A 16,340-nucleotide genomic window follows, 5' to 3' on the forward strand; every position below is an offset into this window, starting at 1 on the left:
ACGCACGGATGCCCGCATGCCCCGCTGGAATACCTGGCTCGATCCACCTCCCGTCCTGGCCGACCGTCTGGGGCGGGGCCCCGACAATGTCCGCCTGCTGCGCCACGTCGCGGCGGCGATGGTCGTCGTCGGGCATTCCCCCGGTCTTGCCTGGCAGGCTTCGGGGTTCGACCTGCTCGCCGTGTTGCTGCCGGGGTTCTACACGGGCAGCGTCGCCGTCTGCGTGTTCTTCGCGCTGAGTGGCTGCCTGCTCATGCACAGCTGGCGGCGACATTCCTCGTGGCCGCGTTTCGCGCTCGCGCGGGTCAGGCGCGTCTATCCGGCCTACCTGGCCTGCCTGATCTTCGGTGTCGCACTCGGCGCGGCGTTCACGTCGCTCGACCTGCAGGCCTACGTCGCGGCACCGGAGTTGCGCGAGCATCTCTGGCGCAATCTCGATCTCGCCGGCCTGTCCTATACGCTGCCCGGTGTGTTCGAACACAACCGCGCGCCGGGTGTCATCAACGGCTCGCTGTGGTCGCTCGCGCTCGAGGTGCGGTTGTACGTGATCCTCGTCGTGCTTGCCGCGATCGGCATGCTGTCGAGGCGGCGCCTGCTCGTCGCCGTCGTGCTCGCGTGGATGTTGTGGACAATGGCCGGCTGGTGGCGCGAGGCACCGGGCCACCAGGACAGCGACGCGCTGACCGCGCTGTTCTTCGCCGGGGTGGTTGCTGCGGCATTCCCCGAGCGCGTCTGGCTGTCGACGCGCCTGCTCGTCGTGCTGGGTGTCGTCGCATTCGCGGCGCAGGGAACCGTGACGGCCGTGCCGGCGACGATGCTCGGCATCGGCTACGCCGCGTTCTGGCTCGCGTGGCGCGTGCCGCCGCTGCCCCTGCCATGGCGCGGCGACTACTCGTACGGCGTGTTCCTGTACGGGTTCCCGGTCCAGCAGGCGATCGCCGCACTATGGCCCTCGCTGCCGTCCTGGGGCTTGTCGCTCGTCGCGCTGCCCGTGGCACTGCTGCTCGCCGCGATCTCGTGGCATGCACTGGAAAGCCGGGTCCTCGCAGTGGAACAATCCCCGGTTTCTCCGAAGGCCTTCGCACGATGACGATTCCCCTGCTGATCGACACCGATCCCGGCGTCGACGACGCACTCGCGATCCTCATGGCGTACGCCGAGCCGTCGGTCGAGGTCGTCGCGCTGACCGTCACGGCCGGCAACGTAGGACTCGCACACACGAGCGCGAACGCGCTCAAGCTCGTCGACCTCGTCGGTGCCGAGACGCCCGTGCACGCCGGCTGCGCGACGCCGCTCGTGCGCCCGGCCGAGGACGCCGCCTACGTGCACGGCAACGACGGCTTTGGCGACACGGGCTACGAGCGTTCCACGCGCGAACTGGCGGCCAGCCACGCCGCGCAGGCGATCCTCGAGGCCTCGCATGCGCACCCCGGGCAGCTCATGATCGTGGCGCTCGGGCCGCTGACCAACCTCGCACTCGCGTTGCGCCTCGATCCGAGCCTGCCGCAGCGCGTCGCGCGCCTCGTCGTCATGGGCGGCGCGGTGACGGGGCGCGGCAACACCCATCTCGTGCCGGCCGAGTTCAACATCGGCTTCGATCCCGAGGCCGCGCACGTGGTGTTCTCGGGCTGGCCGTCGTTCGAACTCGTCGACTGGGAAGCCACCGTGCGTCAGGGCCTCGCGTTCGAGGACGTCGAGCGCTGGCTTGCCGCCGCCGATCCTCGCGCGCGCTTCTACGCCGCGATCTCGCAGCGCACGCGCGACTGGACGCGCGAACGCGGACGCGGCGGCCTGCTCGTCGCCGATGCCCTCGCCATGGCGGCCGCACTGGAGCCGGCCGCGTGCACACGTGTGGAAACGCGCCACGTCGCGATCGAGCTCGACGGCACCCTCACGCGCGGCGCCACCGTAGTCGACTGGGAGGGCCGCATGGGCCGACCGGCCAACGCTCGCATCGTGCTCGAGGTGGCACAGGCGCGTTTCGAGGCCCGCGTGGCCGGCGCGCTCGGCGCGGCCTGAGGGCTTGCGGGCTTCGCCAAGGGCCCGCTATACTCGCGCTCTTTTCTTTCCGCCCGATTCCGGATCCGACTCATGAAGCCCGATACGCACCCGAAGTACAAGGAAGTCGTCTTCCAGGATCTGTCCAGCGACTTCTCGTTCCTGACCCGTTCGACCATGTCCAGCAAGGACACGATCAAGTGGGAAGACGGCAACGAATACCCGCTGATCAAGATGGAAATCACGAGCCACTCGCACCCGTTCTACACGGGCAAGCACAAGATCCTCGACACGGGTGGTCGCGTCGACAAGTTCCGTCGCCGCTACGCGAAGTAATCGCGCGGCACCCGGACGCCACGGCGCCGGGCGACATGTTCCACGAAGACGCCGGCCCCGTGCCGGCGTCTTTCGTTTGCGCGCTTGTCAATAGGACCCTCGTTACCTGCCGGCGGCGTGGTGCTATGCAATAATCCGCGGCATACGGTCGCGCATGTGCACGCACGTGGGCGGTCGCTAAGCCGGTGGATTTCCCGCCGCGCCAACCCCTTCCAAGCCCGCCCGCGGCGCATGCGCCCGCGCGGCGTGTCCAGCCCCGAGGAGTCCGCCGTGTCCGACAAGTCCGTCCAGCTCACCGACGCCGCCAACGACCGCAGCACGTCGCTGCCCGTCGTCACCGGCACGCTCGGTGATCCCGCGCTCGATATCGCCAAGCTCAACAAGGACACCGGGTACTTCACCTACGACCCGGGCTTCGTCTCGACGGCGAGCACGCGCAGCGCGATCACGTTCATCGACGGCGACAAGGGCGTGCTGCTGTATCGCGGCTACCCGATCGAGCAGCTCGCCAAGCAGTCGACGTTCCTCGAGACCTCCTACCTGCTCATCAACGGCGAGCTGCCGAACAAGCAGCAGTTCGATGCGTTCGAGCACGAGGTCACGCATCACACGATGATGCACGAGGCGCAGAAGAACTTCCTCAACGGCTTCCACTACGACGCGCACCCGATGGCCGTGCTGTGCGCCTCGATCGCATCGCTCTCGGCGTTCTACCACGACACGCTCGACATCAACGATCCCGAGCAGCGCCGCCTCGCCGCGATCCGCCTGCTGGCCAAGATGCCGACGATCGCCGCGGCCGCCTACCGCTCGTCGATCGGCTGGCCGATCCGCTACCCGCGCAACAACCTCGAGTACGTCACGCGCTTCCTGCACATGATGTTCGAGGTGCCGAGCGAGCCGCTCGAGATCAACCCGGTCGTGGCCAAGGCGCTCGACCTGCTGTTCATCCTGCACGCCGATCACGAGCAGAACGCGTCGACGTCGACCGTGCGCCTGGTCGGCTCCACCGGCGCGAACCCGTACGCCTGCGTCGCGGCCGGCATCGCCGCGCTGTGGGGCCCGGCGCACGGCGGCGCCAACGAGGCCGTGCTCGAGATGCTGCAGGACATCGGTGACGCGAAGAACGTCGCCAGTGCCGTCGCCAAGGCCAAGGACAAGAACTCGGGCTTCCGCCTCATGGGCTTCGGCCACCGCGTGTACAAGAACTTCGATCCGCGCGCGACGATCATCCGCGAGATGACCCACAAGGTGCTGGCCGACCTCAACGTCAGCGATCCGCTGCTCGACGTCGCGGTCGCGCTCGAGGAGGTCGCGCTCAAGGATTCGTACTTCGTCGAGCGCAAGCTGTACCCGAACGTCGATTTCTACTCGGGCATCATCTACAAGGCGCTCAAGATCCCGACCGAGATGTTCACGGTCATGTTCGCGATCGCACGCACGGCCGGCTGGGTCGCGCACTGGCTCGAGCAGCAGGTCACGCCGGACGCGAAGATCGGCCGTCCGCGCCAGGTCTATACGGGTGCCACGACGCGCGACTACGTCGCGCTCGACAAGCGCGGCTGATCCGGCCGCGTGATCGACCGCGGTGGCGCAAGGCCCCGCGGTCCCGGTCGACGCCTCAATCCTTGGGCGGGGCGTCGCCTTCCGAAGCCAGCAAGGCCTGCAGCGCGGCCAGTGTCATGCGTCGCATCGGCTGACCGCTGACGCGATCGAGCGGTGCGTGCGCGAGGCGCTCGGGTGGCAAGATGGTCAGGTCCACGTCGACGTCGCCTGCCGACAGCACGAGCACGGCGTGGTCCTTGGTATCGTCATGCGCGGTACGCAGGCGGCGCGTACGTTCCTCGAACGGGATGCGGTGATCCTCGAGGAACATGAGCACCTCGCCCGGATCGTCGCGGAACAGGTGCAGGGTCACGCTCGAATGTGCATCCGCGGTGCCTTCGGCAACCGGCCCGACCAAGCGCGGCTCGAAGCGTGCGAGGAAGCGCATGGCCTCGACGGCCGCCTCGCGCAGGCGGCGCAGCTGACCCGGTTGCGACCCTGACTGGAACAGGCGCTGGTGTTCGCGCAGCGCCTCCTCGATCTCGGTGTTGCGCGGCAGCGCGTCGTCGTCGTGGATGCCGAGCCGGCGCGCGGCCTTGAGCTTGGCATCGTGGTAGTCGCGCAGGCCCTGCTCGGCGATGAGCCGCGCGGCCTCGACGGCGATGCGACGGCGCATGGTCGACACGCCGTCACGCGGGGAGCGCGTCGGACGCCGCGCCATCAGAACACGTCGTAGGCTTCGCGCTGCTCTTCCGAGGGTTGGTCGGGGCGCGTGGCGAGCCTGGCGACATCCTCGGTCCTGAAGAACTCGTTGATGGCGTCGGGATCGCCGGCCGGTGCGAGCAGGCCGCTCTCGCGGTCGACGCGCGCGGTCGTGATGCCGGGCGGCATGTCGAACGGGCGTTCCTCGACGTCGCGCACCGCTTCGCGCATGAAGTCGATCCAGACGGGCAGTGCAGCCTTGGCGCCGAACTCGCCGCGTCCGAGCGAACTGAAATCGTCGAAACCGACCCATGCGCTCGCGACCATGCTCGCATTGAAGCCCGAGAACCAGGTATCGCGGTGGTCGTTGGTCGTCCCGGTCTTGCCGGCAAGGTCGCCACGCTTGAGCACGAGCGCGGCCGAGCCCGTGCCGCGGCGGATCACGTCGCGCATCAACGACGTGACGAGGAACGCGTTGCGCGCGTCGATGACGCGAGGCGCGAGGCGCGGTTCGCCTGGCGCGCGCGGCACATCCGCAACGGCCGCATTGGCGCTGCGGATCGGACTCCAGCCCTGCGAGGCGGGTGCCACGCCCGGGGCGGGCGCCGCGCCGAGGCGCTCGCGCTCGTCCTCGAGCAGGCGCTGCGGGCAGTCGCGGCATGCGCGCACCGGATCGGCCGTGTAGACGATCTTGCCGTCGCGATCGGCGATCTCGGCGATGAAGTACGGATCGACGAGAAAGCCGCCGTTCGCGAACACGGCGTAGCCGCGGGCCATCGCGAGGGGCGGCACCGCGGCCGTGCCGAGCGACATCGAGAGGTTCTCGGGAACCTGCTGCGGAGACAGGCCGAAGCGCGTCACGTACTCGTGCGCGTAGCGCACGCCGATCGCATCGAGCAGGCGTACCGAGACGAGGTTCTTCGAGCGCACGAGGGCTTCGCGCAGGCGGATCGGGCCATCGAACTTGCCGTCGTCGTTGGACGGCGTCCACAGGCCGTTCGGGCGCGACACGTCCGGGAACACGAGCGGCGCATCGTTGACGACCGATGCCGGGGTGAAGCCGTGTTCGAACGCCGCCGAGTAGATGAAGGGCTTGAAGCTCGAGCCGGGCTGACGGTTCGACTGCGTCGCGCGGTTGAACTTGCTGCGTCCGAAGCTGAAGCCGCCGACCAGCGAGCGGATCGCGCCATCGTCGGGATCGATCCCTGCGAGTGCGCCTTGTACGGACGGTAGCTGGGCCAGCGTCCACGCGCCTTCGTCGTCGCGCGACAGGCGCACGATGTCGCCGGCCTTGATCACCTCGTCGACACGCTTCGGCGCCGCACCGCGCCGGCTTTCGTCGAGATAAGGGCGTGCCCATTCGACGGCCTTGAGGTCGAGGCCGACGTCCTGGCCATCCGACAGCAGCACCTGCGCTTCCTTGGCATCCGACACGACGACCACGCCGGGTAGCAAGCCCGCGACGGCGCGATAGCCCTCCAGATGCTTGACCTGGTCCTCGGGCGTGCCGTCCGCGCCGAGCTCGACCTTGGCTTCCGCACCGCGGTAGCCGTGGCGGCGGTCGTAGGCGATGAGGGCGTCGCGCAGCGCGCGGTTGGCCGCATCCTGCATGCGCGACTCGACCGTCGTGCGGATCACGTAGCCGTCGTTGAGCGCCTCGTTGCCGAGCCTTTCGATGGCCTGCTGGCGCACCATCTCGGCGACGTACGAGGCCTCGATCTCGATCGGCGGCTCGTGCGCGAACGAAAGGTCGGGCTCCTTCGTCGCCACGTCATGCGTGGCCTGGTCGATGTAGCGCAGGTCGAGCATGCGCCGAAGGACGTAGGCGCGGCGCAGCAGCGCGCGCGGGCGGTTGTTGATCGGGTTGCCGGTCGACGGGAACTTGGGCAACGAGGCCAGCATGGCCGACTCGGCGAGCGTGAGCTGGTCGAGCGTCTTTCCGTAGTAGAACTCGGCTGCGGCGGCGATGCCGTAGGCGCGATTGCCGAAGAAGCTCTTGTTGAGGTAGAGCTCGAGGATCTCGTCCTTGCTCAGCGCGCTCTCGATGCGGAAGGCGAGGAACATCTCCGACAGCTTGCGCGTGTAGGTGACCTCGGGGCTCAGGAAGAACTGGCGCGCGACCTGCTGCGTGATCGTGCTGCCGCCGGCGACGTGCTTGCTGCCCGTGGTCGCGACGAGCCACACCGCGCGCAGGATGCCGCCGATGTCGATGCCGCTGTGGCTGTAGAAGTCGGCGTCCTCGGCAGACAGCACGGCCTGCTTGAGGCGGTCCGGTACGTCGCCCATGCGGATCGGGATGCGGCGTGTTTCCCCGAAGGTCGCCATCAGCTTGCCATCTGCGGAGAACACCCTCAGCGGCACCTGCAGGCGCACGTCCCGGAGGGTCTCCACGGGGGGCAGGCGCGGCGAGATCAGCCAGTAGGCCACGCCGACGGCGGCGGCTCCGGCGACCACGCCGGCGAGCCCGAGATAGAGCGCGTAGCGCGCCAGGCGAAGGAGGATTCTCATGCCGCGGACAGGACTTGTGATGTCAGTCAAGGTTAGTGACGCAAGCCCCGGAGTATAGAGCTATTGCCGTTTCCGGGACGCGGGGAAAGGTGTCCGGATGAGGGCAAAACGGGGGCAAAACGCCGATTTGGAGACGGGGTCGACGTCTTTGACGACCCCCTGTTGATAATTGGTTAAAGTTTGGATTTAATGTTGTGGCGCATCTTTCGCTCGTAAGAGCGCGTGGGAAGGGGAAAAAGTGTGGGACTCTTCACTCCTAAAGCTCCGCCGCTGATCGGTGTGGACATCAGCTCCACGGCCGTCAAGCTGCTTCAGCTTGGCCAGACCGGCGGGCGCTACCGCGTCGAGCACTATGCCGTCGAGCCGCTGCCGCCGAACGCCGTCGTCGAGAAGAACATCGTCGAGGTCGAAGCCGTGGGCGATGCGATCCGCCGCGCGCTGAACCGTTCAGGCACCAAGACCAAGTACGCCGCCGCCGCCGTGGCCGGCTCGGCCGTGATCACCAAGATCGTGCCGATGCCCGCCGACCTGTCCGAGGAGGACATGGAGGCGCAGATCCAGATCGAGGCCAACCAGTACATCCCGTACCCGATCGAGGAAGTCAGCCTCGATTTCGAGGTGCTCGGCCCGGTCAAGGACAACCCGGACATGGTCAACGTCCTGCTCGCCGCCTCGCGCACCGAGAACGTCGACCTGCGCGTCGCCGCGCTCGACCTCGGTGGCCTCGGCGCGAAGACGATGGACGTCGAGGCGTTCGCGATGGAGAACGCGTTCAAGCTCATCTCCGACCAGCTCTCGGTGCCGAAGGAAGCCGTCGTCGCGGTCGTGGACGTCGGCGCCACGATGACCACGCTCATCGTGCTGCGCAACCAGCGCACGATCTACTCGCGCGAGCAGGTCTTCGGTGGCAAGCAGCTCACCGACGAGGTCATGCGCCGCTACGGCCTCAGCTACGAGGAGGCCGGCCTCGCCAAGCGCCAGGGCGGCCTGCCCGAATCCTACGAGATCGAGGTGCTGGAGCCGTTCAAGGAGGCCATGGTCCAGCAGATCAGCCGCCTGCTGCAGTTCTTCTTCGCCGGCAGCGAGTACAGCCGCGTCGATCAGGTCGTGCTCGCCGGTGGTTGCGCCTCGATCCCCGGCGTCGCCGACATGGTCGAGGAGCAGCTTGGCGTGCCCTGCGCGGTCGCCAACCCGCTCGCGAACATGTCGCTCTCCAACCGCGTCCAGGCCCAGACCCTCGCCCAGGACGCGCCGGCGCTCATGATCGCTTGCGGCCTCGCCATGAGGAGTTTCGACTGATGGCAAGAATCAACCTATTGCCGTGGCGCGCGGAGCGGCGCAAGCAGCGCGAGCGCGAGTTCTACATGATGCTCGGCGCGTCGGCCGCCGGTGCCGCGCTGGTGGTGTTCCTCGCGTACTCGTGGATGGGCTCGCGGATCGAGGCGCAGAACGGGCGCAACACCTACCTGACGGAGCAGATCAAGCTCCTCGATACCAAGATCGAGCGCATCAAGGACCTCGAGAAGACGCGCGACCAGCTCCTCGCGCGCAAGCAGATCATCGAGGACCTGCAGTCGAACCGCTCGCAGATGGTCCACATGTTCAACGAGCTCGCGCAGACGATCCCGGACGGGACGCGGCTGACCTCGCTCAAGCAGGCCGGCGAGATCCTCACGCTCGAAGGCGTGTCGGAATCGAACACGCGCGTCGCGACCTACATGCGCAACGTCGAGACCTCGCCGAATCTCGGGCGCTCCGATCTCGCCAAGATCGAGAACATGGCCGGCAAGCAGAATGCCGATCGCCGCATGCCGTACGAGTTCCAGCTCGCGATCAGCCTCCGCAAGCCCAGCGTGAACGGCGAGGAGCTCCCGCTGCCGGGAGCCGACGCGACGGGCGCGGCGATCCCGCCGGCCGCGCCGCCGCCCGCGGTGCCTGCACCCAGCGTGGAGAAGAAGCCGTGAGCATCATCGACGACTTCCGCAACCTCGACCGCAACAACGTCGGTGGCTGGCCCCAGCGCGTCAAGACGGCGCTGGCCATCCTCGTCGTACTCGTCATCGTCGGCCTCGGCGCGTACCTCTACATCCTCCCGCAGCAGGACGAGCTCGAGCTCGCCGAGAACAGGGAGGCCACGCTCAAGGCCGACTTCGCGAAGAAGCAGGCCCAGGTCGTCAACCTCGAGGCGTACGAGAAGCAGCTCGAGGACATGAAGGAAGAGCTGCGCCAGCTGATCGGCCAGCTGCCCAGCAAGACCGAGATGCCCGAGCTGATCCTCGCGATCTCGCAGGCCGCGCTGCGTTCGGGCATCGAGACGGAGCTGTTCCAGCCCGGTCCCGAGGTAAGCAAGGAAGGCTTCTACGCCGAGAAGCCGATCCAGTTGCGCATGGTCGGTACCTATCACCAGTTCGGTGCCTTCATCAGCACGGTCGCTTCGCTCGAGCGCGTGGTGATCCTGACCATGCACGACGTCGCGCTGCGCCCGGGACAGGGCGGCGCCGCGGCGCCGCGCGCGCCGGGCGCCGCAGCGCCTGCAGCGCCCGGGACGCTGACGCTCGAAGGCACGGTCAAGACGTACCGCTACCTCGATGCCGACGAAGTCGCGCAGTACGAGGCCGAGCACGCCGCGGCCGCGGGCCAGCCGCCGGGCGCCGCCCCGGCCACGGGAGGTAAGTGACGTGCGCGCACCATTCGACAGGATGATCCGTGCCGCCTGTGCGTTCGCGCTGTGCGCGACGCTCGCCGCATGCGATTCCGGACGCGGCAGCGTCGAGGACTGGGTCGCCCAGGAAAAGGCCAAGAAAGGCGCTCCCCTGCAGGCACCGCCCGTCATCAAGACCTTCGAGACGGTCGAGTACACCGCCCAGCGGCGCGGTCTGCGCGACCCGTTCGAAGGCGGTACGAACGAGGAAGAGCTGGCGACGACGAGCGGCCCGCGTCCCGACGAGAACCGTCCGAAGGAACCGCTCGAGGCGTTCGCGCTCGACGGCCTGCGCATGGTCGGCACGCTCGGCGCGCCGTCCGCGCCGGAGGGGCTGGTCAAGGACCCCGAAGGCGTGATCCACCGCGTGCGCTCGGGCAACTACCTCGGGCAGAACTACGGGCGCATCACTTCCGTTGCCGAAGATCACATCGAGCTTGTCGAACTGGTGCCGAACGGCACCGGTGGCTGGATGGAACGTCAAACCACGATTGCGTTGGCGGATGCCAACCCGAAATGACCGACCCGTTGGGGGTAACGATGATGTTTACGACAGCGACTGACTTCCACGGGCGTGGCAAGCGCGCAGCGCGGGCAGGCCGATCGCGCCTGGCGGCGTTGCTCGTGCTGCTCGGGCTCGCCGGCGCGATGCCGGCGTCTGCGCAGAACGTCCTCGAGGACATGACCTACGTGGCCCAGCCAGGCGGTCGTGTCGAGCTGACGCTGCGTTTCGCCGAGGCGGTCAGCGATCCCCAGGCGTTCACGACCGAGACGCCGCCGCGCATCGCGCTCGATCTTGCTGGCACGCGCAACGGCCTCACACAGCGTCGCATCGACATCAACGCGGGCGCGACCTCGGGTGTTTCCGCGGTCGAAGCCGGTGGCCGCACGCGCGTCGTCGTCGACCTGTTCCGCCCCGCCTCGTACGAGACGCGCATCGAGGGCAACAAGCTCGTCGTCGCGATCGCCTCGAACCTCGGCGGTGCGACACCTGAAGCCAAGTCCCTCGCGAGCGCCGACCCGACCAAGGCCATCGGCGGTCGTGACATCCAGCTGGCCAATGTCGATTTCCGCCGCGGCAAGGCGGGCGAGGGCCGCATCATCGTCAACTTCTCGGCGCCGGGTGCCGCAGCCGACCTGCGTCGCGAAGGCGACCGCGTCCTGCTCGACGTCACCAACGCGAAGCTCACGCCCGAGGCCGCGAAGCGCTTGGACGTGCTCGATTTCGCCACGCCCGTGCAGTTCATCGAGACCCGCGGCCGCGGCAATGGCGCACGCATCGAGATCACCGCGAAGCCGCCGTTCGAGCAGCTCGCCTACCAGACCGGCAACGAGTACGTCGTCGAGATCGCGCCCAAGCGCGAGGACAAGCCCAAGGACAAGAACGCCGAACCCGTCTTCAATGGCAGCCGCGTGACGTTCAACTTCCAGGACATCCCGACGCGCTCGGTGCTGCAGCTCATCGCCGACGTTTCCGACCTCAACATCGTGGTCGCCGACAGCGTGCAGGGCAACGTCACGCTGCGCCTCATCAACGTGCCGTGGGACCAGGCCCTGCACATCGTGCTGCAGGCCAAGGGCCTCGACCAGCGCCGTCAGGGCAACGTGATCTGGGTTGCCCCGCAGAAGGAGATCGCCGATCGCGAGCAGGCGCTCGCCGATGCGCGCCTGCAGATGGAGGACAAGGTCGAGCTGATCTCCGACTACATCCCGATCAGCTACGGCAACGCGAAGGACATCGCCGCGCTGCTGACGCAGGAGACCAAGGGCAACCAGCAAGGCGGCAGCCAAGGCCAGGACCAGAACTCCCGCCGCGGCTTCCTCTCGCAGCGCGGCACGGTGACCTACGACGACCGCACGAACACGCTGCTGCTCAGCGACACGCCGCAGAAGGTGCAGGAGATCCGCGCCCTCATCACCGTGCTCGACCGTCCGGTCCAGCAGGTCCTGATCGAGTCGCGCATCGTCATCGCGACCGACTCGTTCGCACGCGAACTCGGCGTCAAGTTCGGCATCAGCGGTGGCTACGAGGACCACAACGGCAACGTCGTGTCGACCGCGGGCACCGCCACGGGCACCGACCGCATGAGCAACCTCGCATTGACCAACCGTTTCGGCGGCGGCCGCGGGCTCCCGGTGTTCCGTCCGGGCACGGTGCCGTCGAGTTCGGCGGGCACCGGCGGCGGCATCGCCGTGCCGAGCCTCGACGACCGCCTCAACGTGAACCTTCCCGCGTCGACCCCGGCGGGCAGTTTCGGCCTCGCGATCCTCGGCGCCGACTACCTGCTCGACCTCGAGCTCTCGGCCGCGCAGACCGAGGGTCGCGGCGAGGTCGTCTCGAGCCCGCGCGTCGTCACGGCCAACCAGCGCGAAGCCGTCATCAAGCAGGGCCAGGAAGTCGGCTACGTGACGTTCCAGAACTCCGGCGGCGGTGCGGGGAGCGGTACCGCGACCGTGCAGTTCAAGGAAGCGGTCCTCGAACTCAAGGTCACGCCCACGATCACCGCCGACGACCGCGTCGTGCTGAACCTCGCGGTCAAGAAGGATGCGATCGCCGGCTTCATCGCCAATCCGGGCGGCGGCCAGGTGCCGCAGCTCGACAAGCGCGAGATCAACACGTCCGTGCTCGTCGACAACGGCCAGACGGTCGTGCTCGGCGGCGTCTACGAGGTCGAGAAGCGCGACGACATCACGAAGGTGCCCGTCCTTGGAGACGTGCCCGTGCTCGGCAATCTCTTCAAGCGCAAGGGGCGCACGGACACGAAGGCCGAACTGCTGATCTTCGTGACGCCGCGCATCCTCAGCGAGAGCCTGAAATAAACCACGTCCAGGGGCGGGAACCCACGCGTGCGGGGGTTCCCGGGGTGACGACGAGCCACAACAAACCACGATGCGATCCTGGAGAACTCCCATGAGACTTCCCTTCAAGCCCCTCGGCCTGCTCCTCGCAAGCCTGGCGCTCGCCAGCTGCGGCGGCGGTGGCGGGGATGGCGGTGGCGCGACGTCGCCGCCCGCCAACGGCACGATCACGCTGTCGGCGACGCGCACGACGTTGCCGTTGAACCCGACCAACGTCGGTCCCTACATCGGCTCGCCCTACATGGCGGAAGTCGCCGTGTCGTTCCGCAACGCCGCGGGCACGCTCATGGCGCCGAACGGCCAGGCGACGATGACGATCGCGCCGTCGACGGTCGCGGCCATCTCGCCGCCGGATGATCCGACGACCACCGACGTCAACGAGTTCACGACGTTGATGGTCTCGTTCCCGCAGATCCTCAACAACGGTTCGGGCACGGTCTACGTGCACAGCGGCGACGTGGCCGGCACGGCCACGCTGACGGTGTCCGCGGTCGATCCGAACACGGGCCGCACGGTGTCCGCCACGCAGACCTTCACCATTGCGGGCGCGACGCCCCTGCCGGCGTCGGTGGCCGCGGTGGCCAATCCGTCGGTCCTGTATGTCGGCGGCACGGGCGGCGCGACCAGCGCACTCGTCCGCGCCAATGTCCTCGACGGCGCCAACCAGCCCGTGCCCGACCCGGGTGCCGCCGACAACGTGCGCTTCGAGATCATCGGCAATGCAGGCGGCGGCGTGCTCTCCTCGAACACGGGATCGGGCTCGTCGGTGACGGCCAAGACCGTCAACGGCATCGCCACGGTCTCGTTCCAGGCCGGCACCACGCTGCCGCCGGACAATCCGGTGCAGATCCGCGTCACCGCGGACCGGACCGACAACAACGTGTCCAACGGCATCGCCAACCCGGTGTCGACCACGACCAGCATCGCGATCTCCGACGGCCAGCTGTTCTCGCTCGTGATCACGTCGCCCGACGTCGAGGCCATCACGCAGAACCTGGTCTATGACGGCGTCGACGCCGAGGGCAACCCGGTCGGTTCGCCCGACGGCACCTACAGCTTCACGATCAGCGCGCTCGCGACCGATCGCCAGGGCAACCCGGTCGCGCCGGGCACGACGATCCAGTTCGGCGTCATCGACGCGCCGGTCACGGGCTTCCCGGGCCAGGGCGGCGGTACGTTCCAGATCGCCGGCAGCAACGGCAATCCGCTCGAGGGCGGCACGACCTTCACGGCGCCGACCGGCCAGTTCCGCACGGCGGGTGGCGGTGCAGGCCCCGGTGACACGGTGCTCGTGTTCGGCCAGCTCGTCACGGGCAACGCCGACCTCGAGAACATCCGCTTCGTGCAGACCGTGCCGACGCAGACCACGCTGACCACGACGACCGCGTTCAACCGCAACGACACGACCGGCGCGTCGGTCGACTACGGTCCGGTGCTGCCGTACGTGATCGGCCGTGCCACCGAGGTCAACGTCACGGCCAGTGCGACGACCAACAGCCTCGGCGTCGCGACGACCAAGATCAACTATCCGGTCTCGCGCCTCGGCAAGCAGGTCATCGTGTGGGCGCAGGGCAATGCGCAGACGTCGGCGACGCCGAAGACCGTCGGCGACATCCAGCCGCTGCGCCTGCCGGGCGTCGCTCCCGCGACCCTCACGATCAGCCCGACGCCGATCGCGGGCAACCGCTCGACGCAGGTCACCGCTTGCCTCTTCGATGCCTACCAGTCGCCGATCCTCGGCGCCTATATCGGCTTCAGCTTCTCGGGCCTCGGCGTCGGCACCGGTTCGATCGACGGGACCTCGGGCTCCGGCGTCATCGCCGCGCCGACGGGTCTCGACGGCTGCACGACCGGCCTGCTCGTGACCGCGGGCCTGTCCTCCGCGGACGACGACGCGTCCGTCGTCTTTACCGCGGGCGGTCAGCCGGTCGAGGTTCCGATCATCACGGGCACGGAACTCGTGCTGCAGGCGTTCCCGTCGACGGTCGTGGCGGGTACGGGTACGTCGAGCGTGAACCTGCGTCTCAGCGACGGTGCCGGCAACGGCGTGCCGAACACGCAGCTGTCGGGTACCTGCGAGGCCGGTGCCTCGATCACGGGTCCGATCGCACCGACCAACGCGACGGGCAATACCACGGCCAACCTCTCGGGCCTCGGCCTCTCGGTCACCTGCCCGGGCGAGGAGCGCGACTCCGCGCAGTGCACGTTCCGCACGCCCGTGAACGGTGGTCCGACGGCGGTCGTCACCGTCCTCGGCGTGGTGTCGGGTGACGTGTGTTTCAGTCCCAACACCTGCACCTGCCCGACGACGCCTCCGTCGACCCCCTGACGGGACGAGATGGTGTCAAGGAGAAAGGGCCGCGCAAGCGGCCCTTTTTCTTTGTGGAACTCGGGTAGCATCGCGGAGAGGGACGCCGCCGACGACGCCCCGAGACACGCGTGCCCCGGGGGAGATCGGTATGGCTGCAGACCGCTTGCGCATCGCCGCGGGAGCGACCGTGTTCGTCGAGGGGGATCCGCCGACGACCGCGTTCCTGATCGAGGCGGGCCGTGTGCGCGTCAGCACGCACCAGCACGGCGAAGCACGCGTCCTCGGCGACCTCGGTGCAGGCGCACTGCTCGGTGAAATGGCCGTCATCGACGATTCGCCGCGCTCGGCGACCGCCACCGCGATCGAGGACTGCGTCCTCACGCCGATCGACCGGCACCAGTTCGCCGAGCGTCTCGAGGTCGCCGATCCCATCGTGCGCGCGTTGCTGCTGAGCCAGGTGTCGCGTTACCGGTCGGCGCTCGCCACGCTGACCGGGGACGGCGACCGCGGTCCGGTCACGTCGCGGACTCCCGACGAGGCCGACGCCTTCGACAAGATCAGGCTCGAGAGCGAGCTGCGCGGCGCGCTCGAGCGCGCCGAGCTGAAGGTGTTCCTGCAACCGCTGTTCGACCTCGAACAAGGTCGCGTCGCCGGCTACGAGGCGCTCGTGCGCTGGCATCATCCGGAGCGAGGCGCGGTGTCACCGGGCGAGTTCATCCGCCTCGCCGAGGAAACCTCGCTGATCGTGCCGGTGGGCGACTACGTGCTCGCGCGCGTCTGCGAGATGCTCGCCGAGCTGCGGCGTCGAGGACGCACACCCTTGCCGTTCATCGCGCTCAACGTGTCGGCGCGCCAGATCGAGGACGAGTCGCTCGTCGACCGCATGCTCGCGCGGCTCGCCGAACACGGCCTGCCACCCGATCGGCTCGAGGTCGAGATCACCGAGAGCCTCGTGCTGGACAGCCCGCGCGTCGCCGCGCTGATCGCGCGCTGCCACGCCGCCGGCATGCACGTCGCGCTCGACGATTTCGGTACCGGATACTCCAACCTCGCGCCACTGCTCAAGCTCGACGTCGACCGCATCAAGCTTGACCAGGCGTTCGTGCGCGCGCTCGACACGCCACGTGGCGCGGCGCTCGCGGCCGCGATCGTCGGCATGGCACACGCGCTCGACTGCGAAGTCATCGCCGAAGGCGTCGAGACCGACGGGCAGCGCGATACATTGCGCGGGATGGGCTGCCGCTACGCGCAGGGATGGCTCATCGGGCGCCCGACGCCGCTCGACGACGTGCTCGCGTCGGGCTGATCCGTCCGAAACGGGCGCGCTCCTGCGTCTCAATCTCCGGCAACTTCCTGCTTCCGCCGCGGTCCGAGCCTGTC

Annotated in this window: 13 protein-coding genes; 11 read left to right on the top strand and 2 right to left on the bottom strand. The window is 68.4% G+C overall.

Annotation, left to right across the window (positions count from 1 at the left end; genetic code table 11):
• Nucleotides 1–16: 16 nt before the first annotated feature.
• The 4 genes from ACQQ2N_RS09175 to ACQQ2N_RS09190 all read left to right on the top strand — a co-directional run bounded on the left by ACQQ2N_RS09175 (nucleotide 17) and on the right by ACQQ2N_RS09190 (nucleotide 3,900).
• Nucleotides 17–1,090, top strand: a complete 1,074-nt coding sequence (locus tag ACQQ2N_RS09175) for an acyltransferase family protein (protein WP_440225413.1) — start codon at nucleotides 17–19, stop codon at nucleotides 1,088–1,090.
• Nucleotides 1,087–2,019, top strand: coding sequence for a nucleoside hydrolase (locus tag ACQQ2N_RS09180; RefSeq protein ID WP_440225414.1), 933 nt, complete (start codon nucleotides 1,087–1,089; stop codon nucleotides 2,017–2,019). The genes ACQQ2N_RS09175 and ACQQ2N_RS09180 overlap by 4 nt, the downstream gene beginning before the upstream one ends.
• A gap of 72 nt (nucleotides 2,020–2,091) precedes the next feature.
• Nucleotides 2,092–2,334: a type B 50S ribosomal protein L31 gene (locus tag ACQQ2N_RS09185; RefSeq protein WP_440225415.1), complete on the top strand. Its 243-nt coding sequence runs from the start codon at nucleotides 2,092–2,094 to the stop codon at nucleotides 2,332–2,334.
• Nucleotides 2,335–2,604: 270 nt separating this feature from the next.
• On the top strand, nucleotides 2,605–3,900 hold the full coding sequence (locus tag ACQQ2N_RS09190; protein WP_440225416.1) for a citrate synthase: 1,296 nt from the start codon (nucleotides 2,605–2,607) through the stop codon (nucleotides 3,898–3,900).
• Between the two features lie 55 nt (nucleotides 3,901–3,955).
• On the opposite strand, the gene ACQQ2N_RS09195 is transcribed toward ACQQ2N_RS09190, so the two are convergent.
• On the bottom strand, nucleotides 3,956–4,555 hold the full coding sequence (locus ACQQ2N_RS09195) for a hypothetical protein (RefSeq protein WP_440225417.1): 600 nt from the start codon (nucleotides 4,553–4,555) through the stop codon (nucleotides 3,956–3,958).
• A 44-nt stretch (nucleotides 4,556–4,599) separates the two neighbouring features.
• Nucleotides 4,600–7,089, bottom strand: coding sequence for a penicillin-binding protein 1A (locus tag ACQQ2N_RS09200; RefSeq protein WP_440225418.1), 2,490 nt, complete (start codon nucleotides 7,087–7,089; stop codon nucleotides 4,600–4,602).
• Nucleotides 7,090–7,329: 240 nt separating this feature from the next.
• On the opposite strand from ACQQ2N_RS09200, the gene ACQQ2N_RS09205 reads away from it, so the two are divergent.
• From ACQQ2N_RS09205 to ACQQ2N_RS09235, 7 genes are all read left to right on the top strand, one after another.
• Entirely contained in the window at nucleotides 7,330–8,388 is a 1,059-nt protein-coding gene (locus ACQQ2N_RS09205) for a pilus assembly protein PilM (RefSeq protein WP_440225419.1), read from the top strand.
• Nucleotides 8,388–9,053: a PilN domain-containing protein gene (locus ACQQ2N_RS09210; protein WP_440225420.1), complete on the top strand. Its 666-nt coding sequence runs from the start codon at nucleotides 8,388–8,390 to the stop codon at nucleotides 9,051–9,053. The genes ACQQ2N_RS09205 and ACQQ2N_RS09210 overlap by 1 nt, the downstream gene beginning before the upstream one ends.
• Nucleotides 9,050–9,766 carry a type 4a pilus biogenesis protein PilO gene (locus ACQQ2N_RS09215; protein ID WP_440225421.1) on the top strand — a complete coding sequence of 239 codons (717 nt, stop codon included), beginning with the start codon at nucleotides 9,050–9,052 and terminating at the stop codon, nucleotides 9,764–9,766. Before ACQQ2N_RS09210 ends, ACQQ2N_RS09215 begins: the two co-directional genes overlap by 4 nt.
• 22 nt (nucleotides 9,767–9,788) lie before the next feature.
• Nucleotides 9,789–10,310: a pilus assembly protein PilP gene (locus tag ACQQ2N_RS09220; RefSeq protein WP_440225733.1), complete on the top strand. Its 522-nt coding sequence runs from the start codon at nucleotides 9,789–9,791 to the stop codon at nucleotides 10,308–10,310.
• A gap of 104 nt (nucleotides 10,311–10,414) precedes the next feature.
• On the top strand, nucleotides 10,415–12,610 hold the full coding sequence (gene pilQ / locus ACQQ2N_RS09225) for a type IV pilus secretin PilQ (protein WP_440225422.1): 2,196 nt from the start codon (nucleotides 10,415–10,417) through the stop codon (nucleotides 12,608–12,610).
• 91 nt (nucleotides 12,611–12,701) lie between these two features.
• Nucleotides 12,702–14,978 carry a beta strand repeat-containing protein gene (locus ACQQ2N_RS09230; RefSeq protein ID WP_440225423.1) on the top strand — a complete coding sequence of 759 codons (2,277 nt, stop codon included), beginning with the start codon at nucleotides 12,702–12,704 and terminating at the stop codon, nucleotides 14,976–14,978.
• 130 nt (nucleotides 14,979–15,108) lie between these two features.
• Nucleotides 15,109–16,266, top strand: coding sequence for an EAL domain-containing protein (locus ACQQ2N_RS09235; protein ID WP_440225424.1), 1,158 nt, complete (start codon nucleotides 15,109–15,111; stop codon nucleotides 16,264–16,266).
• Nucleotides 16,267–16,340 lie beyond the last annotated feature (74 nt).

Origin of the sequence: Dokdonella aquatica, from assembly GCF_051987395.1 — a bacterium.
Classification (GTDB): Bacteria; Pseudomonadota; Gammaproteobacteria; order Xanthomonadales; family Rhodanobacteraceae; genus Dokdonella.

Excerpts from the sequence above, each read along its gene's own strand:
- ACQQ2N_RS09175 (WP_440225413.1), top strand. The coding sequence starts at position 17 with ATGCCCCGCTGGAATACCTGGCTCGATCCACCTCCCGTCCTGGCCGAC.
- ACQQ2N_RS09180 (WP_440225414.1), top strand. The coding sequence starts at position 1,087 with ATGACGATTCCCCTGCTGATCGACACCGATCCCGGCGTCGACGACGCA.
- ACQQ2N_RS09185 (WP_440225415.1), top strand. The coding sequence starts at position 2,092 with ATGAAGCCCGATACGCACCCGAAGTACAAGGAAGTCGTCTTCCAGGAT.
- ACQQ2N_RS09195 (WP_440225417.1), bottom strand. The coding sequence starts at position 4,555 with ATGCGCCGTCGCATCGCCGTCGAGGCCGCGCGGCTCATCGCCGAGCAG.
- ACQQ2N_RS09200 (WP_440225418.1), bottom strand. The coding sequence starts at position 7,089 with ATGAGAATCCTCCTTCGCCTGGCGCGCTACGCGCTCTATCTCGGGCTC.
- ACQQ2N_RS09210 (WP_440225420.1), top strand. The coding sequence starts at position 8,388 with ATGGCAAGAATCAACCTATTGCCGTGGCGCGCGGAGCGGCGCAAGCAG.
- ACQQ2N_RS09220 (WP_440225733.1), top strand. The coding sequence starts at position 9,789 with ATGATCCGTGCCGCCTGTGCGTTCGCGCTGTGCGCGACGCTCGCCGCA.
- ACQQ2N_RS09230 (WP_440225423.1), top strand. The coding sequence starts at position 12,702 with ATGAGACTTCCCTTCAAGCCCCTCGGCCTGCTCCTCGCAAGCCTGGCG.
- ACQQ2N_RS09235 (WP_440225424.1), top strand. The coding sequence starts at position 15,109 with ATGGCTGCAGACCGCTTGCGCATCGCCGCGGGAGCGACCGTGTTCGTC.